General features: G+C 33.9%; 24 protein-coding genes. All 24 read right to left on the minus strand.

The annotated features are described in order from the left end of the window. Positions 1–84: 84 nt before the first annotated feature. A complete protein-coding gene (locus tag LLA01S_RS00350) occupies positions 85–1,512 on the minus strand; it encodes a DUF2142 domain-containing protein (RefSeq protein ID WP_061777651.1) in 1,428 nt (475 codons plus the stop codon). Between the two features lies 1 nt (position 1,513). Continuing rightward, positions 1,514–3,313, minus strand: coding sequence for a hypothetical protein (locus LLA01S_RS00355; protein ID WP_061777652.1), 1,800 nt, complete (start codon positions 3,311–3,313; stop codon positions 1,514–1,516). Positions 3,314–3,341: 28 nt separating this feature from the next. After that, a complete protein-coding gene (locus LLA01S_RS00360; RefSeq protein ID WP_021166054.1) occupies positions 3,342–4,760 on the minus strand; it encodes an oligosaccharide flippase family protein in 1,419 nt (472 codons plus the stop codon). Continuing rightward, positions 4,757–5,887, minus strand: a complete 1,131-nt coding sequence (gene glf / locus LLA01S_RS00365) for a UDP-galactopyranose mutase (RefSeq protein WP_061777653.1) — start codon at positions 5,885–5,887, stop codon at positions 4,757–4,759. The genes LLA01S_RS00360 and glf overlap by 4 nt, the downstream gene beginning before the upstream one ends. Then, positions 5,887–6,951 carry a glycosyltransferase gene (locus LLA01S_RS00370; RefSeq protein WP_021166052.1) on the minus strand — a complete coding sequence of 355 codons (1,065 nt, stop codon included), beginning with the start codon at positions 6,949–6,951 and terminating at the stop codon, positions 5,887–5,889. Before LLA01S_RS00370 ends, glf begins: the two co-directional genes overlap by 1 nt. 62 nt (positions 6,952–7,013) lie before the next feature. Then, positions 7,014–8,015, minus strand: a complete 1,002-nt coding sequence (locus LLA01S_RS00375) for a stealth family protein (protein WP_021166051.1) — start codon at positions 8,013–8,015, stop codon at positions 7,014–7,016. Next, positions 8,008–9,153, minus strand: a complete 1,146-nt coding sequence (locus LLA01S_RS00380) for a glycosyltransferase (protein WP_061777654.1) — start codon at positions 9,151–9,153, stop codon at positions 8,008–8,010. Before LLA01S_RS00380 ends, LLA01S_RS00375 begins: the two co-directional genes overlap by 8 nt. Positions 9,154–9,270: 117 nt before the next feature. Then, positions 9,271–10,317, minus strand: coding sequence for a glycosyltransferase family 2 protein (locus LLA01S_RS00385; protein ID WP_061777655.1), 1,047 nt, complete (start codon positions 10,315–10,317; stop codon positions 9,271–9,273). Next, on the minus strand, positions 10,310–10,672 hold the full coding sequence (locus LLA01S_RS00390) for a DUF2304 domain-containing protein (protein ID WP_021036603.1): 363 nt from the start codon (positions 10,670–10,672) through the stop codon (positions 10,310–10,312). The genes LLA01S_RS00385 and LLA01S_RS00390 overlap by 8 nt, the downstream gene beginning before the upstream one ends. Continuing rightward, a complete protein-coding gene (locus LLA01S_RS00395) occupies positions 10,672–11,391 on the minus strand; it encodes a glycosyltransferase family 2 protein (protein WP_031286686.1) in 720 nt (239 codons plus the stop codon). Before LLA01S_RS00395 ends, LLA01S_RS00390 begins: the two co-directional genes overlap by 1 nt. Positions 11,392–11,490: 99 nt before the next feature. Continuing rightward, on the minus strand, positions 11,491–13,257 hold the full coding sequence (locus tag LLA01S_RS00400; RefSeq protein ID WP_061777656.1) for a rhamnan synthesis F family protein: 1,767 nt from the start codon (positions 13,255–13,257) through the stop codon (positions 11,491–11,493). Beyond that, complete coding sequence (locus tag LLA01S_RS00405; RefSeq protein ID WP_021166047.1) at positions 13,247–14,203, minus strand: glycosyltransferase family 2 protein; 957 nt, start codon at positions 14,201–14,203, stop codon at positions 13,247–13,249. The genes LLA01S_RS00400 and LLA01S_RS00405 overlap by 11 nt, the downstream gene beginning before the upstream one ends. A 7-nt stretch (positions 14,204–14,210) precedes the next feature. Further along, positions 14,211–15,602 carry a DUF2142 domain-containing protein gene (locus LLA01S_RS00410; RefSeq protein WP_061777657.1) on the minus strand — a complete coding sequence of 464 codons (1,392 nt, stop codon included), beginning with the start codon at positions 15,600–15,602 and terminating at the stop codon, positions 14,211–14,213. Further along, on the minus strand, positions 15,580–16,773 hold the full coding sequence (locus LLA01S_RS00415) for an ABC transporter ATP-binding protein (RefSeq protein WP_021166045.1): 1,194 nt from the start codon (positions 16,771–16,773) through the stop codon (positions 15,580–15,582). Before LLA01S_RS00415 ends, LLA01S_RS00410 begins: the two co-directional genes overlap by 23 nt. 14 nt (positions 16,774–16,787) lie before the next feature. Next, complete coding sequence (locus LLA01S_RS00420) at positions 16,788–17,597, minus strand: ABC transporter permease (protein ID WP_011834296.1); 810 nt, start codon at positions 17,595–17,597, stop codon at positions 16,788–16,790. After that, positions 17,594–18,535, minus strand: coding sequence for a glycosyltransferase family 2 protein (locus tag LLA01S_RS00425; protein ID WP_021213965.1), 942 nt, complete (start codon positions 18,533–18,535; stop codon positions 17,594–17,596). The genes LLA01S_RS00420 and LLA01S_RS00425 overlap by 4 nt, the downstream gene beginning before the upstream one ends. After that, entirely contained in the window at positions 18,525–19,733 is a 1,209-nt protein-coding gene (gene cps2T / locus LLA01S_RS00430) for a beta 1-4 rhamnosyltransferase Cps2T (protein ID WP_061777658.1), read from the minus strand. Before cps2T ends, LLA01S_RS00425 begins: the two co-directional genes overlap by 11 nt. A gap of 162 nt (positions 19,734–19,895) precedes the next feature. After that, positions 19,896–20,795 (minus strand): dTDP-4-dehydrorhamnose reductase, encoded by a 900-nt coding sequence (gene rfbD, locus LLA01S_RS00435; protein ID WP_021166041.1) that lies wholly within the window; start codon positions 20,793–20,795, stop codon positions 19,896–19,898. Positions 20,796–20,982: 187 nt separating this feature from the next. After that, on the minus strand, positions 20,983–22,035 hold the full coding sequence (gene rfbB / locus LLA01S_RS00440) for a dTDP-glucose 4,6-dehydratase (RefSeq protein ID WP_021166040.1): 1,053 nt from the start codon (positions 22,033–22,035) through the stop codon (positions 20,983–20,985). A 41-nt stretch (positions 22,036–22,076) separates the two neighbouring features. Beyond that, positions 22,077–22,331, minus strand: coding sequence for a hypothetical protein (locus tag LLA01S_RS00445; protein ID WP_021166039.1), 255 nt, complete (start codon positions 22,329–22,331; stop codon positions 22,077–22,079). Further along, positions 22,331–22,924, minus strand: coding sequence for a dTDP-4-dehydrorhamnose 3,5-epimerase family protein (locus tag LLA01S_RS00450; RefSeq protein ID WP_010905193.1), 594 nt, complete (start codon positions 22,922–22,924; stop codon positions 22,331–22,333). The genes LLA01S_RS00445 and LLA01S_RS00450 overlap by 1 nt, the downstream gene beginning before the upstream one ends. Positions 22,925–22,954: 30 nt before the next feature. After that, a complete protein-coding gene (locus LLA01S_RS00455; RefSeq protein ID WP_061777659.1) occupies positions 22,955–23,275 on the minus strand; it encodes a hypothetical protein in 321 nt (106 codons plus the stop codon). Positions 23,276–23,322: 47 nt separating this feature from the next. Beyond that, a complete protein-coding gene (rfbA, locus tag LLA01S_RS00460) occupies positions 23,323–24,192 on the minus strand; it encodes a glucose-1-phosphate thymidylyltransferase RfbA (RefSeq protein WP_021166037.1) in 870 nt (289 codons plus the stop codon). Between the two features lie 194 nt (positions 24,193–24,386). Further along, the gene (locus LLA01S_RS00465; protein ID WP_011675249.1) at positions 24,387–25,046 is read right to left on the minus strand and encodes a DUF1129 domain-containing protein; all 660 of its coding nucleotides are present in this window, start codon (positions 25,044–25,046) and stop codon (positions 24,387–24,389) included. Between the last annotated feature and the right edge of the window lie 9 nt (positions 25,047–25,055).

Genomic DNA, 25,055 nt, shown 5'->3' on the forward strand with positions numbered 1-25,055 from the left:
AGAATTTGATTGATTACTTTAGGCTAAGACTTTAGAATTAAGTAAAAATTCCAAAGTTTTCATTTGGAATATCTTTTACTTATTTTAAAATTTCAATATCGTAAATAATGTATCAAAAATCAAAAGACTGTTTGAGATTATTATAATTACCGCCGAAGACAAAGCAACTGTCTTATAAGAAATGACTTTCAGCTCAAAATGCTCATTTCCCGCAAATAATGGAAGTAGAAAAAGCATCGGTGTAACATAACGTCCCTGAACTCCGCCAATTGCCCCATTGATGGCATTCGTCCCTGAAGAATATCCTGTAAAGAAATTTATATAAAGAGCAACTATGTTCAAAACAAAAAGCCCCAAAGCACCATAACTAATTAATGGATCTTTAACAAATTTTGTTTCCACAAAAGCAGCGGCTAAAATTAATATAAACCATACACTCGTAAGCCAAAAAGGCATCATATTGTGCGTAGCTAATGGCTGAACAAGAACGGTGTTGATATCCTGAACATTAATATTAGGATTAAAGTTATATGAAAAATTCATAAATAATTTATAAATAACTAAGCCAAAACCACCATATCTACGAGCATATAAAATTCCACCAATTAAAACAATAATTAGAACAACAATACTTGTCGTAAACCTAGCCCGTTTAGAAAGTCTTCTAATAATATTTTTTGTTTTCCATCTCATAAATATAGATAAAATAATTATCGGGAAAATAAGAATTAAAAGTTTAATATTAGTTTTTGCTGCAAAGTACACGGCAATCGAACTAATAATCATTGGGAGTAAATTAAAAGGTGTTATCTTCCCTTTATCCACCATATTAATCCCCACAGCTACAAGAAAAGCCGCAAGAATTAATGTTAAACCATCGTAAGAAAGACTAGAGAAAGTATTCATTACAACAGGACTAAGCCCTATTATTGTAAATACTAATTTCCCCCTTCTAACATACTTGATGATAAAAAACAATATTAAAGTATAGACAAACATCGACAAAAGTCGAGCGCACACAATCATCATCCCCATTGAAGGATAGATATGATAACCCAACCAAACCCCTGCGGCAGGCACTATGTGACCTAAAAAATTGTAGGATAATACTTTAGGATATTCAGTAGAGCGAGGAAGTTTATTCATTGGCATTCTTTGAACTTCAGTTTCAAAGTATTTTTTAAAATAATCTCCATTCTGATAGGCTGGTTTTTGATTAACAAATTGATTACCAAACCATTTTGAATTCTCGCCGTAGACTGTTATATCTGTGGTCAAGTGCACAATATTACTAGAATTTACAAAATGATAAACACCATCTGGTTCGTTAAAGAACGGCATTCCAATGGATAGGATAATTCCAAAGAAAAGAGCAATTGACAAATAAAATTTGTGAACTTTCTTTTCTATTACTTCTGCATTAAATGATATTTTAGATTTTTCACTATGTCTTTTTTCATTATGTCTTTTGTTTAAGTGATAATCATTTCTTCTATATCTAACTGTATCCATATTACACTAACCTCACTAAAATACCACCAATAACCACAATTCCTAAAATAAACAATAATAATGGGAAAATTATTGATTTCAGAGCACTAAAATGAACCTCTTTTTGAGGAGTGACAGCTAAAATATTGTACTCATTTGTCCCTGCACCATAGTCTGGAATAAGACCATTTAGTTTAAATGATTGGTTGCTTGCTGTCTTCATACTAGTTTTAGTAAGTTGGCTACCATTAGGCGAAACTACATTTTCTGAAAAAATAGAAAAATCAATGGGTGTTTTATCAACAGAGTAGTTAGTAGGAGCGGCAACCTGATAAAGGAAGTAATCTTTTCCTTCTCCCAAACCAAATAATTTGATTAAAGATTGATTAATTTTGGTATCACGTTCATAATCATAATTGAATCTTGTATTATTCAACTCAATTGGAGATACATCATCATCACCAAAAACATATTGGTTCCCACCTCTTAATAAAGTATAGCTTGTAGGAGAAACTGTAGACAAATCTTGAATTTCGCTCCATTTCCCTTGACTATCATATAGATACTTTTTACCACCCACATTCTTCCCTAAAATATAAACAGCATCTCTAACCATCTTATTTTTATTTGCATCCACTTCAACAAAATTTATACCAGTCGTATTCACCTTGGGAGCAGACGAGGTAATCTGAGTTCCAGTTGTCTGAGAAATCACATTCGCCGTCATTCCAAAATTATTGTCTGGGGAGTTGAAAGCTTTAATTGGAACATTCATTTTTGTAGTATTCGTGCTTGTTCCTTGTTGAATAGATACATTATTTACATAGACAACAGGAGAAAGATGAGCTTTTATATCAATAGAAACATCACTATGTGTTGGTGGAATTGTCAGTTCATACATGTTAATCTGCCAAGAAATAAGAACGCTACCTATCGTATCCGCAATTTTACTTAGTTGTTCAGGACTAGCTAAAGGGTCAAAAGTTACTCCTGGATTAATAATAGGCGGTATTAATGAAGTTACTGTATTTGGAAGTGATGTTTCATCAATAACAATATTTGCATCAGGACGGAGGTCAATCTTTGTAGGTGTAGTAGGGTTTAACATCTTTTTGCTTACTTTTAGTTTATAATGTAATTCTTGATTTAACTCCACTGTTATCGGCTGACTACTTTTAGAATTACCTGAAGCAAAAGAAAGTGAAATCCCTAAACTATTTGTGTCTACCTTAACTTCACTCATATCTGGAGTGACCATAATTAACTTTATAATACCTTTGCTACTGCCATCTACAATAGCTGTCAGTCCTGTGGTCACCTTTGCTGATGCTCTTCCTTCAAGATCTGTCGTTTCATTTCCGCCATTAGGGGTATGAAATCTGACAAAATTGCTAGGAGGGTTAAAAGACATGATGTCTGTTCCATTATTTGTTTCGTTTATTGATTGAAGAAGTGTAAAATTTGTACTAAAAAGCGTTGAAATTATCGTTTGTGCTTCATTATCAGTATGTTTACTGCCTTCCCCAACAGTTAATCCAGCAACAACTATCACGTGTTCTGTATTTTGCGATCCTCGCCAAGCAGAAGAGTTTGTCACTTGGTTAGAAAATTTCCCCTCCATAATAGCTTCATATGCGGTTTGATAATTTCCTGCCAAAAATGCTTCATTTTGAATGGGATCTCCTGAAGAAGTAACTTTGATTGATAAATTCGTAGTCAAAGTTTTATCCGAAGCACTTACAGTATGTCCTTCATAGAAAGTAAAGAGTAATAGCCCCATCACTCCAATAAGAGTAACTAAGAAGGTTACCTTTTTATACATTTTATTCTCCAATCGTTTAGTATTAGGGTTATTTTTTACTTACAATCTTTTTGACTTCAATAAAAAGACTGGATTTCAATAAGATATTAAGAATTATATATATTATAGCACCAATCAATACTTGAAATATAAGATTATGCATATTCATCTTCAAAGAATTGTTTAAATAGAAAACAGCTCCAAACATCACTGCACCAGATATAAAGTATTTCCAGCAAGATAAAATCATTGGAATTATCTCAAAGTCATTTCTCAAAATATAAAATTGATAAATCGTCACTGAAGCCTCGGCAATTACTGTCGCAATCATTGCACCAGTGAGTCCCAAAAGAGGAATCAAAGCAAAGTTAAGTAAAATATTAAGAACTGCACCAATTGTTACCGAAGTTGTGAATTCTCTCATCCGATTTAATGGAAGAAGGTACTGAATTCCCAAAACATTACTCCAAGCAATGAATATAATAATTGGGGCTTCCATCATTAGCAAAGGACCGACAGCTACCCATTTAGGGCCGAAAAAGAATCCTGCAAAATTGAGTGCTATTCCCATAACACCAAACATTATCGGTACAGCAAGCCCAGTCATAAGGACGAAAGATTTTTTTAAAGTCTCTTGGACTTCTTTAATTTTACCTTTTGAAAAAAGATTTGAAACATGTGGTAACATGACTACACCTAAAGAAGTGACAATGCTCAATGTTACTTTAATCAGACTATCCGATTGACTAAAAAATCCCGATGCCGTTTTCCCATCAAAAATCCCAATCATTGTTTTGTTCGCAATTGTATAAATCTGTGTAGCAATTTGCGGCAAAAAAAGTAATAGTGTGGGTTTTAAATGATGTCCTAATGCTAATTCTTTCCATTTGGGGGCAAAAATTTCCTTGCGCAAATATGGCCAAAGTGAAAGATTTCCAATCAATAATGTTCCGGTAATGATTAAAACATAAATGGGCAAATCCTTTGGACTCTTAATAAAAGTAAAGATGAAAATAACTGAAATAATAGAGACAATAAAATTACGCCCTACTGTTCGCTTGAAATTTTCTACTCCCATAAAATACCAAGAAATATCAAAAGCCGCAGCGATAATAGCGATACTCTGCAAGAGATATATCTCAAAATCCTGTTTTTGAAAAGCTAAGAAAATACAGAAAATAAGAAAAGAGAGAGCAATGGTACAAAATCTCAAAAATGAAATTTCCCAAAAAATTTGGCTTCTCTTTTCTTTATCAGATTGATGATATGCAATCTCTCGATTTCCATAAGTTGTTATCCCAATTGAACCAGCTAATACAAAGTACTGAATAATCGCATAGGTAAATGTATTTAAACCTATAGCCGTTGTGCCAAGCACCCTAGAAATATAGGGAATTGTGATAATTGGAATAATCACAATCAATAATTGGTAAGAGCTATTCAGAAGATAGTTTTTTAATACTTTCAATCTTTAAATTCCTTATCGACAGCTTTTAAAGCTGCATTAAAGACTTGGTCCATATCATAATACTGATAGTTACCCAAACGACCACCAAATATTACTGTTTTTTCATTATCTGCTAATTTACGATATTTCTTAAAGAGTTCTGAGTTTTTCGTATCATTAACAGGGTAATAAGCTTCCTTCGTACGATCCCAATCTTGAGGATATTCCTTAGTGATGATTGTTTTATTTTCATCACCTTTTTTATCAAAGTGACGCCATTCCATCACGCGCGTAAACGGAGTCTCAGCATCTGTATAATTGATAACAGCATTACCTTGTTTGTTGTCAGTTTCAAAAGTTTCTGATTCAAATCGAACAGAACGATATTCTAATTCACCAAGTTCATAATTAAAGTATTGGTCAATCATTCCTGTATAAACGATTTTAGGAAATTCTGCTAAATAATCTTCTTTATGTGAGAAAAAGTCAGTATTTACTTGAACATCAATCAATTCAGAGTCCAGCATCTTATCAAAAATTGCTGTGTATCCATCCACTGGAACTCCTTGATAACGATGATTGAAATAGTTATTATCAAAGGTATAACGAACTGGTAAACGACGGATAATAAAACTTGGTAATTCTGTAGCTTTACGTCCCCATTGTTTTTCTGTATATCCTTTAATCAATTTTGTATAAATATCAGTACCAATTAAAGAAATAGCTTGTTCTTCAAGATTTTTTGGAATACCAGAAAGACCGGCAGCAACTTTTTGCTCCTCAATCTTTGCAGCAGCTTCTTCTGGAGTCTTCACTCCCCACATTTGATAGAAAGTATTCATATTAAATGGGAGATTGTAGAGTTCACCTTTATAATTAGCAACTACTTGGTTAATATAGCCATTAAACTCGGTAAATTGATTAACATAATCCCAAACTTCTTTATTGTCTGTATGGAAAATATGTGCCCCAAAATCATGGACATTAATACCTTTTTCTTTATGGGTATACATATTCCCACCAACGTGCGCGCGTCGTTCAATAATCAAGTTACGCTTTCCACGTTTAGCTGCTTCATGTGCGAAAATTGCACCATAAGGTCCTGCACCAACAATTAAGTAATCATAGTTTTTTGTATTATATTTCATTATTTATTCTCCTCAAGAACTTTATCTGCTTTTTTTAAGGCCTCACTTAAAAAATAACCTGAACGGATTTTTTTACCCATCTTTTGAACATTGATTACCATTTCATTATAATCTTGTTCTGAAATTTGTGAAAGCTTTTGGGGTAATTCTTCTAAATTATCTACAACAAATCCGAGATTGTTTTCTACAATAAAAGAAGCTAATGCAGCTTGCTTCCACATTATCACTGGAAACCCTGCCGCTAAATAAAGGGATGCTTTATGTGGATTATTATATTTTTGATATTGTCCACTAAGCCCTACACCACCTACAACACTGTCACCATCCCAGACCAGACCGTAAGAACCAGATAATTCTGTTAAGATCTGATTACTTGGATAACTTCCGTTATAATGGATAGATTGTAAATTTTGTAACTCATCACTTAAGCCAGGGCCATATAATTCTAACTTTATATCCGAAACTTCAGCCAATTTAGTTAGATAAGCTGACTTTTCTTTTCTCAAATTCCCTGCTATAATAACTCGATTGCCAAATTCCCCCCCTTTTCCTAGTGGACCATTGTGCAAATAATCGAATATTTCAAGATTTACTATTTTAGAAGCAGCAATATTTTTTTCAATTAGCCACTCCTTCATCTTGTAATTATGAGAAATTATACAGTCGGCCTCCGTAAGAACCTTCGTAGAAGCAGTTTGAGATAAAAGATTATTTTGAAGTTGATAATTTGGATCCCTTAATTCTTCTAAATCATGTATAAGTATAATATTAAGTGATTTATTTTTTTTCTTAGTTTTATTAACCTTATTAATCACATAACTTTCTCCCAATTGATTAGGAGGGAAATTTTCTACAAAGGTTGATTGTTTTAATGGTAAAACCTTACTATAACCACTTATTATAGTAAATATGGCATTTAAATATCGATTAGCAGATAATCTTTTCCCAGCTATCTTAATTTTCTTAAAACCATATTTATCAAATATTAGGTTTGCATCCTCCTTAGCTTTTGCACCCGCAGTATTATTTTCTTTATAATTAAATCCAATATAATATTTTTTCATATTCAATCCTTTTGTTGTTCATCCATTTAATTTCTTTTATAAAGCATGAGGGATTTTCTCATCTATAATTCATAAGAACTTTTTTCTGAAAATTTATCCGCTAATGCTTGATTTAGCTGTGTTTTTACTTTCTCAAAATTTTCAGTATTATCCGTATCATTAAAACATATAAGTTTAATATCAGATTCTAAGATCTTTTTATAGTCTACAGTATCATTTATTTCCTGATAAAGCCCAACTTTTTTGATATTGCATGGATAAAACCGTCCAGTAATTTTTAAATAGTCTTCCAACAGCAAAATTGAAATATCTTCGTGAGTTCTAAATTTATTCTGTGATGTTTTGTCAAAAGGTTCCGATACATACTCTCTTAACTCTCTAAAGGCCTCTTTTTTTAGAGGGCGAGCTAAGTGAGTAGGGTAAAATCCAATATGCCTTTTTAAAAGTGCTATCAAAGGTGAGAGATAGATGTTAAATAGTACCGCTTTTGCTCCATTTTTGATACTTAAGCTTTTTTTAGTAATAAATTTCTTATTGATTGGCAATTGATTTATAGTTAATGAATTGTTAAAAATAACACTATTAAAGGCATCAACTGGTAATACTGGAGTATACATATATTGATATAAAGGCAGATTATTTTTAAAAAAATCTGAGGGTTCTGTTTTAGAATTTAAAAATATATCATCATTAAAATAAACAAAATTTTCCGAAAGACCTGGAATTCTATCCAAATTTAGATCTAAAACGTTACTATTGAATGTTGGTAGATACTCTTTAGGAATATAGTCATCATGTTTTACAATGTTAATTTTAGGATTAGTCGTGTCTAGCCATTCTGGAACATGCCCCCAAGTTACTAAATGTATTTTGTTAACCCACGGAGCATATCGTTCTATTGCTCGAAACCAATATTGAAAATTATCCATATTTCGATAACGTGCTTCACTGTTTCGTGAATCCAGATTTTCACCACTATATTTGGCTCTTTCTTCCTGCCATTTCTTATCTGTACTATCTAAATAAGTTACTACAAAATCAATTTTTTCTAAAGTTTTATTCATTACCAGACTCTGTTCCAAGTATATGCTCCCATTCAATCGCAATTTTTTCTAATGAAAAATCTTTAGATCTCTCTTTAGATTTTTTACTCCAAAATTCTCTTTGGTTCTTATCTGAAATTAACTGCATCAATTTATCTGAGATTTCTTTTATATTCCCATTTTCAGCAACAAGGCCATATTGTTCATTTTTAAGAATTTCATCACTTCCTGTTTGTGAGAATGCAATTATAGGAAGACCATAGTTCATTGCTTCTACCAATACTAAGCCAAAGCTTTCAAATCTTGATGTCATTAAAAAAATGGAGCTATTTAAATAATGATTTGTTAGTTCTTCTCCATTTTTCGGACCTACCCATAAAATTTTATTCGTAAGCCTATTTTTTTCAATCAATTTTTTAAATCTTTTGTTGTCCCTTCCGGAACCAGCTACTCTAATTTCCCAGTCGTCAGGCAAAATTTTCGCTATCTCTATTAAATAGTCCAAGCCCTTATGCAAAATATCAATCCGTCCTACCCATGATATTATTTTTTTATTCAAGTCCACAACTTTATTTGTATCATTTAATGTAAGTGGATTATGCAAAACTTGAACTTTTTCAAATCCGCGGTTTTCTAGAACATTTTTTTCCTCTTGAGTTAGTACAATCAACCGATCACACACCCTAAGACCATTTAAAAATTGATTTTTGCTTTTCGCAAGATGATAAGTTTCATAATGGTTGAGATCCAGATGCAGCCACCCTATTAATTTCATTTCAGGAAACATTTGCTTTAATTTTTCAGCATAAATAATCCATTGTTCAACTAATACAATTGTAGAATATTTATTTTCTCTCACATACTTTACTAGATTTTCAAAATGTTTATCATTGGGGCGTGTAATCATATCAACAGTTCTTCTTAAAATATACTTGTTGATTCCCGTCTGTATAAGTAATTTTTGAAAACGCCAATTATTCAAAGACTTTTCAGGAAAAATAACTTTTTTAAAAAGAGGATAGTAACTTTCTGTTTCTCTAAAAGAAAATAAATCGATGTCGTGGTTTCTTCTGCTTAATTCATTTACAATTACACTTTGAACTCTAGCCACGCCACCAATTCTTAAATCTCCAATAGCAAATAATATCTTATTTTTCATAATTATCTTTCTTCATAGTGAGCCGTCAGTTAAATAATATTAGCTTACTGATTTTAGTCAAATTTTTCTACTTATTTTCAAGTCTAAATAGAATCGAAAAATTAAACCTTATAAATACTATTTTTTCATCCTTTTAACAGTATTCAAAAGTCCGCGCTCTACAACTCGCCAAGTTTTATTTGTTTGAACAACATTACGGAATTTAACTGCAGGATTTATGATTTTTCCACCAGTTCTAACCAGCAGTCTGCTCAATGATAAAATTTCAGGATCTTTATCGATTCCTTCAGCTCTTAAATAGTTTGTGAAATTTAAAGTTTCTTTTTTTCGAACGTCTTTTTCTGGAATTGATAAGTTAACAACATACTGAGCAAGAATGAGTTCTGAAAATCTTTGTTTCAGCACTTTTTTTACTGCTGGATTTGTTTCTTCTGGTAATTCTTTAATAAAACTCCACTCATGTTTTAGCATTGCTAAATGCATTGCACGATTTTTAACCATATTTCCAATCGCCATGCTTTGTGTCCCAGAATTTACTCGATAAACATAGACTGGAAAATCCAAGTATACTTGCGTTTTCACAAAAGGCAGTGGGAAAGTGATATATTCAACGTCAACATAGAACATTTTTTCATCAATCTTAATCTCGTTATTTTTTAAGAGTTCTGTCTTATAAGTCACAGTGTGCATTGGTGGGATTTTAATTGACGCTATGATTTCTTCATATTCATTAATCTGATGACTCTTTATGTTCAACTCCATCATTAAAGTCTCATCTTTTGTTACTTCATCATGCTCAAAATATGGATTATTAATTAAATCTACATCTGTTTTTTTCAAGAAATCAACTAATTTTACAAGATTCTCTGTTTTTACCCAGTCATCTCCGTCTACTACTTTAAAGTATTTACCTGTTGCTTCAAGAATCCCACGATTAATCGTGGAACCATGTCCACCATTCTCTTTTTCTATAACTCGAATTGTCTGCGGATATTTTTCATGCCATTTAGTTGCAACTTCAACCGTCTTATCCTTAGAGCCGTCACTTACAACAAGAATTTCAATGTCATCGACAATCGCATTGTCCAGCAAAAAAGGCATACATTCATCAATATATTTTTCAGTATTATAACTTGGCACTGTAATTGTCAATATTTTATTCATGTTTTTCCTTTTTTTCTCCATCATCAATTTTCTTTTTCAACAAGGATAACTCTTGTACTAAATTTTTTATTTCTTTTTCAGCAGATATCAGAGAAATTTGATATTTCAAACAGATAAATAATAAAGCACCTACCAAGAAATATAAAGCTAATGAGGTTAATGTTCCAATTCCCAACAGGTGTGCAATACTTGTACCCAAATCTGGAATAATCGAACCAATCAGCAATATAAGAGCTAAAATGAACCATTTTAACATATGTCTTATTTCTGCTCTATCTTTACGAACCAAACGAATCGTATAGATAAAGAAGAAAGCTGCCAAAATAATTGCTAAGATACGAAGTTGAATAGGCATTACTTACTCTCCTTTCCTAATAACGAGCTCGCAATAATCGCTAAAGATACGCTTATCATATAACTTATTCCTTTTACCATGTTAATACTTGAAACACCCGTTGTCCGTTCAAACATTTTTACCCCCACCTCTTTGACACGAATGTTCTTAGAGAATAAATGCATATAACTTTCAGGCTCTGGATATTGTCTTGGGTATCTATTAACAAATTGCTCTATCACTTTACGGTTACCTGCGCGATATCCACTGGTAACGTCTTTGATTTTAATTTTTGAAGACATATAAATGAGTGAAGATAAAATTTTTATTCCCATTTGACGTGATTTTGAAGACTTAAATTCAGAATTACTTTCATCTAAAAATCTAGAACCAACGGTAAAATCAGCTTCATCCTTCAAAATAGGTTCAATCAAGTTTGGTAAAGAATGGATATCGTGTTGACCATCCCCGTCAAATTGAACTGCTATATCGTAAGCGTTTTGTAAGGCATACAGATAGCCTGTTTGAACAGCTCCACCGATACCAAGGTTTTGAATCAATTCAACGTGGTTAATGTTGTTTGCTTTCAAAATTTCTTCTTCGTTATCAGTAGAACCATCATTTATCACTACGTAGTCTAATTGATAAGGACAACTGGCTTGATAGTCCTCTACAATTTTTAAATTTTCTAATATTCCCTCACCTTCATTGTAAGCTGGGATAATTAGTAAAATTTTCATTTTTTTGTCATCGGACACTGTTCCAAGTTCTCCTTATAAATAAACATTAATTTTGTACTTCTTTATGTACATTTTTCTAATATAAATTTTACCACAAATTTACTTATTTTTTTTACCTATTTTCAAACGGTAGGCGATAATTACTTTAATTTTCTTAAAAATCATTTTAACTAAGTCGCGCAACTTCGTTTGTGTTAGGTCAGTTTCGACGGAACGCAAGAGTCTATTTGCCGAAAAATTAGCAACAAATCCATTATTTGTTTGGATTTGAGAAATTCGGAAATCATATCCATTTGCCCATGAAGTATAAACAAGTAAACGCTCAAAAGCGTGTAAAATACTATTGTAGGGAAGAGGTTCTTCTGGGACCGCTGCTTCAATATCAACTTTTAGTAAGTTATTCAAAGCTTGTGGACGATACCAAATCATTGTTCCATAACTCATGACATAACTATCTTTTTGTTTCAAGTCTCTCGGATTTTCAAAGTTAATTTTCTTCCATATTTCTTCCATATCTGGCCAAATATCACGTTCAGTAATATAAGTTGGTCCGTAAAAATGTTCGAAAAATGAGGGAACGTCCGCAATCATCAAGCCAAGTTTCGGATTTTTTTCAAATTCTTGAAAAATTGCTTGTGCTGGTTTCAGCAATGAATATTCGATATCTCTTCGCCAAGATTCTCCTACAATCCAATCATTATCTTTAGATTTTTTGGTATGAAAATGTCCGCAAAGGTCATAATCTGCCATTAATTCTGAAATTTCCATCCACGGCAGAACATCTCGCCCTTTATTTCCAGTTACCAAAACTTTTTTGATTTGGTTTAGCGGATAAGACTTTATGATTTGTTCGTATTTATCTTTTGTATCTGTTGTGATAAAAAGGTCATAATTTTGAACATATTTATCAAAATAATCAAGATATTCTGGGATTAAATCAAGGTAAAAAGCATGAAGGTGAATCGCAATTTTCAAGTTGCTTTTTTTGTTTGTTTCGGTAGTAAGTTTGAGTGTTTTTTCTTCCAACATGTACTCGCGGTCTGGATAATCAACCTCTGTCATGTGATTAACAATAAGTTCTATTGGATAAGTCGTTTCTTGTTTTAAGCGCTCAATTACTAAAGGAGTATAAATATTATCTGCACCATAACTAAAGGCTTTGATTTTTAGAAAAGGAATGTGACGTTTTAACAGTTCAGGTAACTTGAATACGGAAAAATCATGGACAAGCATACCTGCCCACTCTTCTTTACGTGTATCAAAAATTACTCCTGATTTAAAGCCAGCATCTTCAAAATATTTCGTCATTGCTGTTTCATATTTTACAATGACTTCTACAACATCATCTAAAACTTCAATATTTGTCCAAAAATCTTCAAAAGCTTTACTTTTTACAATGTTTTGTTTGTAATTAACAAAATAACTTTGAATATGATCTGGTAAAACAATTGCTTCACGGTCTTCCCATGGTTTTACTTTATGACTTCGGTTATTAGTAATTCCCCAGAAATCAACATTTGAATCTTTATTAAACTTAGAAAAAATTCCTTCAAAATCATAAACTGGTCCAAAACAGGTATCATTCATGATTGTCACCGAATCATAGGATGCAAGTTTTTCAAATTCATAATGTTTCATCGCTTCTGACCAAGCAACAAAGTCATAGCCCTTATTTTCACGTTGCATAAAACCGTCAATGAGATTTTGCCCTGTCAGTGTAGCTAAGGCATTTTCATCCATTAAACTATTTGAAATGAAGAAAACTTCATCAAAATTTTGTCGTAAATGTTTCAATTGGTAAATAACGTGGTCACTCAACTCGTTATTTCGGTTAAAATGTACGTATAGTAATAATTTATTGTTCATTCTTCTTTCCTAAGGGGTGTATCACTTTGTTTATTAGCCGATATGCAAAAGAATTAGTAATTTCAGAAATCACTTTTTCTTGATTAGCAATATGGGTATCTTTGTCAGCTATTGTTTTTTTCATCGCTTCTTCTTGTTCAAGATACTCTTGAGCTTTATCAGCAAGTTGTCTGTCTCTATCAATTTGTAAGTTTTGATAATTATCTACCCAAAGTAGTAAGTTGTTTTGGAGCGCTTCTATCAGTTCTGACGGAATTTTTTTACTGTACTTATTGGTAATATAAAAATACGATTGATAATAGTTTTCCCAATTTCCTCTTTGACTCAAGGATTGTTCTAAAACGCGATAATTTAATTTTGTATTTGAAACAAAAATAGGTTTTGCTCCATTATTAATGATTAATCCTAACCAAAAATCATAATCTTCAAGTGTTTTATTGTTTAAAGATTCATCAAATTTTATGTCAGCAATTTTTGAGGTCCTAACCAATGACGAAGCATCAATCAGATTTCCCTCTAGTTGTTTTTTAAAGCTATATTCTAAATCTGGGCGAAGAAGGTCTTTTTGAGCATTAAAATCCCATAGCTGACAATAGGCAATATCTGAATCTGTTGCTAACAGCTCTGTCAGTAACTTTTCAACATGGTCAGTATTAAGAAAATTATCACTATCAACAAAAAGTAAAAAATCGCCTGTGCTCTTACTTAAAGCATCATTTCGTACAAAAGCTAGACCTCTATTTTCTCCTGAAAAATAATGAGTTTCAGCAAATGGTGATTCTTCAAGCACTTTTGAAATTACTGCACCAGAATCATCTGTCGACCCATCATTAAAAACTAGAAGTTCAATGTTCTGATGAGTTTGCGCAAAAATACTACGTAAGCATTCTTCAATAAAGTTTTCGTGATTGTAGCACGTCACTGCGACTGATACTTTTTTGTCCATAATTCACCTACTTAAAGATATAATGTTCTATTCCTGAACGATATTCATCCATCGGAAGTTGTAAATGGTAAGATCTGAGCATTGTAACACTCAAATTCAACACAAGTGCCATGACACTAACCGAAAGAACAATTCTTCTTAGCCAAGCTCCGGAAGTTTTTACTGAAACTTTTTGGGCTAAAAGAGTTAAACTAGGAGCCAAAAGTAAGATAAAGACTGTAAAGTATCTTCCTTGCGGTCCGGTAATAACATGTTCGGTAAAGGCTGGGTCAAGTGCAAATTTAAATAATACACCAAAAAAATTGATTAGGTTGATTAATAAGCCTAACCAAGCAAACCAACGAGGAACTTGCTCTTTTGTATAAGATAAGAACAAAAGAATTAAAGTGCCATACTGAATAGGATAAAACCAAGCTGGAATTGCTACTGTTGAAGTCCCACTAATGACTTGCGTGGTTAATACAGAGTAGTAAGGTTCCATAAAAGTATAGAGGAACTTACTTATCACTAAGCGTAATTGGTCATGGTATTTGAAAATATAGAGCAAGATTCCTAAAGCAAGTAAAGCACCACCGCCAATTAGAACTTGTAATTTTGTCAAACTAATTTTTAATTTTTTAGCTATAATGACTACAAAAACAGCTAAAACAAGCAAATAAAGCAATCGCGAATTAGCCTTTGAAAAATAAAGGGCTACTGACGGAAGAATAATTCTCAAGAAAAAATCTTTTAATAAAATCGGCTTGTTTTCTTTCAACTCCACCGCTAGATTAATTAATGTTGCACTTAGCCAAGCAAAAGCAACGTAATTATAGCAGTCATAGCTTAAACTTGTAGCAAATTGAATTGCGATAGGAGTAATAGAAATGATTGTAAAAATCATTTGGTAAGCCTTCAGCTTTTTGATGATGAAATACATCGAAATACTAAAGAAAATTAAATTAAAAAGTCTCGCAACTAGAACCATTGACCCAATTGATGGATAAATCATATGTCCCAACTTTATCCCAAGTGCAGGGATAATGTGCATGATATCTTTATACCATTTTGTTCCTAGAGCTCGTTTATCTGCCACCTTACTTTTGGAAATTACTGGAAGCTTGGTTTCAAAAAATTTTTTGAAATAAGTTCCTTCTTTCATCATCGTAGTGACTGTTGTAAAAGGAAGAGGTGCAGATTGGTAATCCTCAGCAGGAAAGCCAATTTTGCCTCTATCAACAACTGTGTTTGAGAGATAAGAAGATTTATCAAAATGATAACTAGAGTCTGGTTCAATAAAGAGTGGTTGAGCAACTGTAAAAATTAAACCAGCAACAAGAGCAATCATTAAAAAAAGACGTTCTGGTTTGATTAATTTCTTTGTTTGATTATTTTCTTTAACCAAAATTCCAATCTCCATTCCTCAAGAGTAAGCCACTTGCTGAATCTTTAGCACTGAGGTCATCTTTTGGAATGTCAAGGCGATTAATAATGATGATTTTTTCATCGGTGTCATAAGCAACCATTTCATCTTTTGCATTCCGCACAGAAACTTGTAGCTTGAGCTTTAAATTATTAACTTGATCGAGTTTGCATTCGTAAACAGCTCGTTTTTCACCTTGCCCTTCGGTGAGGTAATCCATCGAGTTATCATTGTAAATCCAAATATTACGGTCTGCATCTGTCAGAGAAAAGGCCACATAGGTTTGAATGTCTTGTTTTACATTATAAGAAATTTCAAATTTAACACTTTGTTCTGGAGTTGTTTGTACAGGTGAAAGTAAATTCACTTTCAAATCGCTGACAAATTCTTCTACTTCTTCACTACTGTCTTCTTGTGTTGCTTTAAGTCGTTTTAAGTTATCCAGACTGTATTGGTTAGCAACTTTATCTACATTTCCTGCAACTTTAATCAAACCGTCTTCAATAAGTACTGCTTTGTTACAATATTTTTTTACGGCATTCATATCATGAGTAACCAAGATAGTTGTCAGACCTGATTTTTTTCTTTCCAAGAAATAATCATTACATTTCCTTTGGAAAGCCTCATCACCAACTGCCAAAACCTCGTCCAAAACGAGCACATCTCCTCTGGCTTTAATGGCAACAGAGAATGCTAAACGAACTTGCATCCCACTAGAATAGTTTTTGAGCTTTTGGTTCATGAATTCATGTAGTTCTGCAAAATCAACGATTTCATCATACATTTCATCAATTTCTTGAGTTGAAAACCCAAGCATTGCACCGTTCATATAGACATTTTCACGTCCTGTAAGTTCAGGATTGAAACCAACGCCAAGCTCAATGAACGAAACCAATTTACCATTTACGGTCACTGTTCCTTTTTCTGGAACATAAATTTGCGAAATGATTTTTAAAAGTGTTGATTTTCCTGAACCGTTACGTCCAACAATTCCAAAAAAATCACCTTTTTCTACTTCAAAATCAATATCTTTTAAGACATGTTGTTCTTTATAACCTTTGATTCCTCTAAATCTGTTGACAAGAGTTGTCCGAAGGCTTGTGCTCGCTTCCGTTGGAAGACGAAAATACTTACTTACATGATCAATTTTTACTGCTAGTTCAGCCATTTTGTCTCCTTAAATTAAATAACTTCTGCAAACTTCTTAGAGTTTTTAGTAAATATCCAAAGTCCTAATCCAAAAACAAGAACAGGAAGGATATAAGGAATAATAATTACAAAAGGATTATCCCACATTTGCCATAGCGTTGGATTGGCATTGTTACTAAAAGTCAAAATATAGCGCATATCTTGAACGATTTGAGCCATTGGATTAAGCATCAATATTTTAGCAATTTCAAGATGTGAAGTTGAGATTTGTGTTACTGGATAGATGATTGGCGTTCCATAGAATGCTGCTTGCATCACTACTTCCCAGATTGGACCTAAGTCACGGAAATAAACAAATAGTGTTGAAAGAATAAAAGCAATTCCCATTGTAAAGAGGGTTAACTCAAAAAGGAGAGGCACTGCAAAAATTACAGTCCAACTCATGTGCACGCCATTGATGAGAGCAAAGATAATAACAACAACTAAAGAAATCATCAAATTAATGAATGCATTGGCCACAACAGAAAAGATAAGTACGGGTTTAGAAAAGTTGACTTTTCGTAACAAGTCCCCGCGACTAACAATTGAGAGCATCCCCATGTTTGTTGCTTCACTGAAAAAGTTCCAGATTGTAATCCCGAGTAAGAGGGCGACTGCAAAGTGAGGGATTGCTTCCCCAAAACGCATAAATCGTACAAAGACGAGATAGAGAATCAAGAAGAGCAAGATAGGTTTGAGGATAGACCATAAGTAACCTATAACACTTCCTTGGTAACGAAGTTTAAAGTCAGTTTTAATTAACTCTTTAAGTAGAATTTGATTTCTACGGCTGAAGAAATTCATTTGTTTTTTCCTTTGTATGCAAATTTTGTGATGATAAGTGTGCGAAAAATACTTGTATGATAGTTTTTGTTTTTACGCAAATCATATCGGTCAAGAATCTGACGACGCTCAGCTTTTGATTGATTTAAAATATTGACATAGTCTGTCACTAACGCCTTGTCTGTTTCAGACAGAGCTGACAGATTTTCTGTCAGTAATTTTTGAGCTTGTTTTTGACTTGCTGTAATAAGCCACCAATATTTTTCAAACCACAAGTTAGGGTGTATCCATTTTCTTATGCGCTTTGCAAGAGTCCTTGCTCCCAGAACATTTGAATCATGCTGACGATAAAGGTGAGTGGGTTGGTCAATATAAACCAGTTCTCCAAGTGCTGCTGCCACTATCGCTAGATACCAATCATGCATGATAATGTCATTTGTTGTTTGCCAGAGTTTCGCAAGTTCATGATTAATCACACTCGCACCACCGGTGACCGTATTTTCTGTCAGTTCTTGGACAAGGCTTGTATTAGCATGGTCAGATTGACTACGAATCATTGATTCTGATGTGACATTTAAATCTTTATCCGTCACTTTCAAATCTGTGTAATACATGACTGGAATTGTATTATCGTGCTTCTTAGCTTCTTCTAACATTATTGTCAGTTTTTCTGGCAACCAATAATCATCTTGGTCAGCAAAAAAATAGAAATCAGCATCATTATTATTTATTACGAGTTCATGAAAAGATTTAATGACCCCAACATTTTCCGCTCGAATCAGTTTGATTCGGCTGTCATTATTAATAAAGTTTTCAATAATTTCGCAAGTTCCATCTTTTGAACCGTCATCACGAATTATTAAATTCCAATCAGTATATGTTTGTTTTTGAATACTTTCAATCTGCTCAGCGACGAACTTTTCGCCGTTGTAGGTTGACATTAATATATTAACTCTCATCTCCGCCTCTGGCTAGGTTCTCCATTTTCGTTTCAGACTCAGTCTTATCGGTAGAATTAGGAAAGAAAAGTTCCTCGTATTGGTCACAAATGTGTTCCCATGTATATTTTTCTTCGATGATTTCATGAGCTTTGTTTTGTAATCTTTGTCGTTCATCTCCTGTCAAATTTTCAACTTCCGACAGAGTGGTCAGTAAATTTTCTTTATCAAAATAAATGACAGAATCACCCGCTGTTGTTCGGTTAAAATTCACTCCCAAAACAACATTGACAGCTGTTGACCACATGGCCTCAAGCAATCCAGGGTTTGTCCCCCCAACTTCATGACCGTGTAAATAAGCAAATGCTTGTTCACGTATATATCTTAATTCGTTTTGGTCATAGACCGTTCCGACAAATTTAATACGAGAATCTTTATCAAATTGTGTTTTTTCACGTAATTCTTCAAAGTAGGCATTTCCTTCATGATTTGTAATAATCACAAGGTCACGTGTCGTTTTGCTTTGCATGAAAGCTTTGATCAAAGTTTCATAATTATTTTCTGGCACAAAACGCCCAACAATCAGATAATAATCATTAACTCTATATTTTACCAGAGTTTCCGATTCTGTCAAATCTGACTTGAATTTTTCTGTCCCATAAGCAATTACTTCAGACTTAACTTGCCCGTATTCGCTAGTGAGATATTCTTTAATTCCTGTGTTATCCGAAATAATCAAATCCGCATAACGCACCATTTTTTTCTCAGAAAATTTCAGATAAGAACGCACTGGGGCCGCCCATTTTGTTCTTTTCCACTCTAATCCGTCAGGGTTAACGAACAATTTCCCGCCAAGTTTGTGAATTTTCTTGGCATAATGTCCAATAAAACCACCTGCCGTATTTCCAAGAATATAAAAAATTGGTGCTTCAATTTTTTCTTTTTTACAATATTTAAGCGCCGCATTAATAGCTAAAATATCATAAGCAATCACGCGAGCTGGACCGATTTTGGGTACCTTAATAACAAAACAGTCTGCTCCAAGATAATCAAAATGTTCACCAGGTAGTGCCATGTCTGAATTCTCACTTTGACAAGCTACATGATATTTTATATTTTTATTATTTTGATGTTTGACGAGTTCTTCAACAAATGTCTCAAACCCTCCATATTTCGCTGGTAAGCCACGACTCCCAATGATAAAAACGTGTTTTTTCATGTTTTTCCTTTTATCCCACTGACTTTTTTAGATTATCAATAAATCTTTTTTGATTCAGTGGTTTTTATTTAGCCTCTCAAAATGAGAATTCTGTCAGTACTGACGAGCTTGTGCAGGTCGCTGACAGAATTTTCAATTACTTTATATTTAATGACAAAGTCATTATTTTTTACTAATCTCGCCTTTTAGGCCATCTTTATTTTCACGTAAATCGCCTTTTTCAAGCATACTTGCTAAAGCATCTTGCCATGTAGGAATGACAAAACCTGTCGCTTTTGCTTTTTCAAGACTCATTGTTGAATTAAATGGACGTTTGGCTTTTGCTGGGAATTTACTAGAATCTACAGGCTTAACAAGCACATCTGTATCTTTCAAAATTTCTTTGGCAAAATCAAACCAAGTTACGTCTTCGCCAGGTGCAGCATCATTTGTTAAATGATAAAAACCAAAGTCAGCTTTTTCATTAACTAAATAAACCATAAATTCAGCAAGCGTACGTGTCCATGTTGGACGACCATGTTGGTCATTAACAACGGTCAATTCAGGAAAACGAGTCGCCAAATTTTGCATTGTAAAGACAAAGTTTGGCCCATATGAACCAAAAACCCAAGCAGTACGAACGATATAATGTTTTACACCAGAGGCAACAACAGCTTCTTCACCAAGGTGTTTTGTCCGTCCATATTCAGATTCAGGCGCTTTTGGTGCATCAACTGGCCATTCTTGACCAATTGGCAAAGTCCCACCAAAAACATAGTCTGTTGAAATATAAACCAATGTTGCACCTACGCGTGCAGCTGCTTCGGCCACATTTTTTGTGCCATCCACATTGATTTTTTCATCAAGCTTGCGACCTTCATCTTCGGCTTTATCAACAGCTGTATAAGCTGCGCAGTGATAAACAAGTTCAGGTTTGTTTTTGTCAAAGAATGTATCAACCGCAACTTTATCAGTGATATCAAGTTCTTTGGCATCTGTTGCTGTATAAGCCATGCCACGTTCGTCAAGTAAATGACGCAACTCTGTTCCAAGCTGACCATTTCCACCTGTTATTAAAATCATACATTCTCCAATTCTTATTTTTGCTGACAGAAAGAAACTCATTATTCAAATCTACTGACAAACCTGTCAGCAACCTTTGGACTATGTGACTCTTTTTCCTCATAAGATGACCTTCACTAATTTTGTAGTCTACAGACATCTTAGGATTTCATCAGCAAATTTTGGGCACTCTAATTAGAATGAATTTTTATTTATCCAAAACCTTTTGTGTTTCAGCATATTTTGCTTCAACAGCATCTTTTTCGGCTTTCCACCAGTTTTCGTTTTCACGATACCAGTCGATTGTTGCTTGCAAACCAGATTCAAAGTCAGTATGTTTTGGAGTCCAACCAAGTTCTGTACGTAATTTGCTATTGTCAATCGCATAACGAAGGTCATGACCAGCACGGTCAGTTACGCGGTCGTAATCGTCCTTATCTTTGCGCATACGAGTCAAGATATCTTCAAGCACTTCTTTGTTATTTTTTTCACCGTCTGCACCGATAAGATAAGTTTCGCCCATACGGCCTTTAGTCAAAATTGCCCAAACACCTGATGAATGGTCTTCTGTATGAATCCAGTCACGCACGTTTTTACCATCACCATAAAGTTTTGGTTTAATTCCTGAAAGAATGTTAGTAATTTGACGAGGAATAAATTTTTCGATGTGTTGGAAAGGTCCGTAGTTATTTGAACAGTTTGAAATCGTTGCTTTAAGACCAAATGAACGTACCCAAGCACGAACAATTAAATCAGAAGCCGCTTTTGTCGAAGAATAAGGGCTTGATGGATTGTAAGGTGTTTTGTCAGTAAATTTTTCACCTTCGCCTTCGCCATGACCTGGCAAATCTTCACGATAAGGTAAATCACCATAAACTTCGTCAGTAGAAACATGGTGGAAACGTAAATCGTATTTACGAGCCGCTTGAATCAAAGTATAAGTTCCGATAAAGTTAGTTTGGATAAATTCATCTTGAGACTTAAGTGAATTATCATTATGAGATTCAGCCGCATAGTGAACAATTGCATCCGCTTTAGAAGCCACTTGATCAACAATTTCAGGGTCTGCAATGTCACCCACCACAAGTTCGACACGTCCGCTGTCAAACAACATATTAATGTTGTTGACATTCCCTGCATAAGTTAATTTATCCAACACTGTGATATGCACATCTGGATGATTGTTATAAACATAGTGTACAAAGTTTGAGCCAATAAATCCTGCTCCACCTGTCACAACGATATTTTTAAATTCAGTCATGTTTTTTCCTTTTTCGATTATTTATTAGTAAATCTTGAAAATTAATCCACTCGATATTCTCTGACAAATTTTGCTTTTGGCACAGCTTTTAAATATTTTCCATTGAAAACCAAATAATCGCCAATAGGAACTGTCATTTTGAGTAAACCCCCGACATTTTTTACTGACAGCGATTTGTCATTCCAAGAAAAGCCCCCGTCAGTAAATGCTTGATTAGCCCAACTTGGTCTGTCAGTATTTTTTTCAACTTTCCAAAATTCTAAACGTTTTTTAGTTCGTAAATGTAAAGCAAACATTAGAGTTCATCAGCCTTCAAAGCTTTTACATCTTTTAATAATGGATGATTTTTATCAGCTTCAGAAACTTCAGCATTTTCAACATCTTCCCACTTAATTCCCAAAGTTGGGTCAGCATAATTCACAAAAGCGTACTTAGGTTTAAGTTCAAGTGCCCAGTAATCATTAACTAAATAGCTATAAGAAACTGTGTCAGACAAAACTTGGAATCCATTAGCAACACCACGTGGAACAAAAATTCCTTTACTTGCATCAATGACTGTTTGGTAAACATGACCAAAATTTTCGCCTTCGCGTAAATCAACCCATGCGCCTAAAACACTTCCGCCATCAGCCACAGAAATATACTTATCCCAAGGTTCAGCGTGGAGACCACGCAAAACATTTTTACGAGAAAAACTTACATTGTTTTGTAATTTTTCTTCGGCAAAGAAGCTTTCTGGAAAGCCAAGTGGCATCATTTTTTCTTTTTGGAAATTTTCTTTAAACCATCCACGATTATCACCATGAACTGGGATATCAAATTCTAACATTCCAGGAATTTGGCTGATTTCTCGTGCAGCCAATGTTTTTTCAAAAAAATTATCAGTCATATTTTTCTTTCTAATCACTATTTTCAAAGTTTATTCAAGAACAACGCTAACTTCATTCAGTAACTCGTCTTTTTTCGCTTTTGCATTGATGTGCGATTTTTGAATGTGTTCGAGCGTTAGGTTATTAGGTACATCTGGATGATGTTTTCGACAAAGGACATAAAGTCCATCAGCTGTGCGATGAAGTCCAATTCGATGACAACCTGGTGCATGACATTTTAGTCTTCGCCAAACAACAGCAAAGACACCAAAAAGTGGCAAACAGCTGAAAAACCCGCCCCACCACGCTGACCAACCTGCGTCAGTCACACCAGTAAACCACAAAAACCATTCCCAAATATTTTTTAGCATTGATTGTCCTTCTTGTACTTTGACAACTTTACTTTAATAATGACTTTTTAGTCTTTTCCAATCAAACGAAGCAAGTATTGACCATACTCGTTTTTCTTAAGTGGTTGCGCCAATTTAAGAACATCGTCAGCTGTAATATAACCCATACGATAAGCAATCTCTTCTAAGTTTGCCACTTGCATATTTTGCATCCGTTGAACTGTTTCAATATATTGTGCAGCTTCAAGAAGAGATTCGTGTGTTCCTGTATCCAACCAAGCAAAACCACGTCCCATCAATTCAACCGACAAATCGCCACGTTCAAGATAAGCTTTATTCACATCGGTAATTTCAAGTTCACCACGAGGTGAAGGTTCAATACTTTTTGCAATTTCAATAACATCGTTATCATAGAAATACAAACCAGTAACCGCATAATTTGATTTAGGTTCTTCTGGTTTTTCTTCAATAGAAACAGCATTCATATCTTTATCAAATTCAACAACACCAAAACGTTCTGGATCTGGAACATGATATCCAAAAACAGTTGCACCTTTTTCTTTTGCAGCTGCATTTTGAAGAATTTTAGACATGCCAGGACCGTGATAAATGTTATCTCCCAAAATCAGCGCAACTGAATCATCACCGATAAAGTCTTCTCCAATAATAAAGGCTTGAGCCAATCCATCTGGTGAAGGTTGAACAGCATATTGAAGATTGATACCAAATTCTGAACCATCTTGCAAGAGCTCTTTAAAACGTGGCGTATCTGTTGGTGTCGAAATAATCAAAATATCTTTAATTCCAGCCAACATCAAAGTTGACAATGGATAATAAATCATTGGTTTATCATAAATAGGCATCAGTTGTTTTGACGCAGCACGTGTAAGTGGGTAAAGTCGTGTTCCAGACCCTCCCGCTAAAATAATCCCTTTCATGAAAGGACCTCCATAATCATAATTAATCAGTATACATTATAACACAAAAACTTTCTCAATACACAACCTTCTATGGCCATTTAGCGGTTAAAAGGTTGATAAATAAGCGTTTCTAAGTCTTTTATTAAACAATAATGACAAGATTTTACCTATTAAATAAGAAAAGTCTCTAAATAAATAGAGACTGGCATATCTTATCTTCTTGGTTGGGCTACCAAAGCCGATTGGATGTTAAATTGACGTTTCAAGAGCCAACGTACTCCGAAAGCTACAGCCCCAACAATAACCAAGGCTACTGCAGGAAGTTGTAAATTGATTGAAGTTGGTATAAGTCCAGAGAAAATCGTTACTGCAATCCAAAGGAGTACTGAAAGAGTCGTTGCTGCAAAACCTTTCCAGTTCCAACTTCTACGGCTGTTGTCAGCTTTAGGACGGTAAAAGTAACGATACATCATGTACATCACAAGTCCAGCAACTGCAGCTGAAAGAATTGTTGTAATCAATCCATAAACCGGTGCTTTAGAAGTAATAAGTGCGGTTACTCCATTTAAAAGAGAAATAAATCCTAAGAAGAGTAAGCTACTATCAAGCCACATCAAAACTGGATTTTCATTTTTTTCACTGACAGGTCTGTCAGCGACTTTAGGTTGATATTGAGAAACAAATTCAGTCGGTGCACCCAATAACTTACGAGCAATAATTCCTGATTTTTGACCTTCAATAATCTGTGGAAGAATATCATTCAAAATTTCTTTTACTTCTTCATCTGATTTTCCGACCAAAATCAGCTGTTTCGTTACCGAATGAATGTATTCTTTATTTTTAGCAGTGAGTTCTTCGATTAAATTTTCCATAACCTCATT

It is taken from the genome of Lactococcus cremoris subsp. cremoris NBRC 100676 (assembly GCF_001591705.1).
Lineage (GTDB): Bacteria > Bacillota > Bacilli > Lactobacillales > Streptococcaceae > Lactococcus > Lactococcus cremoris.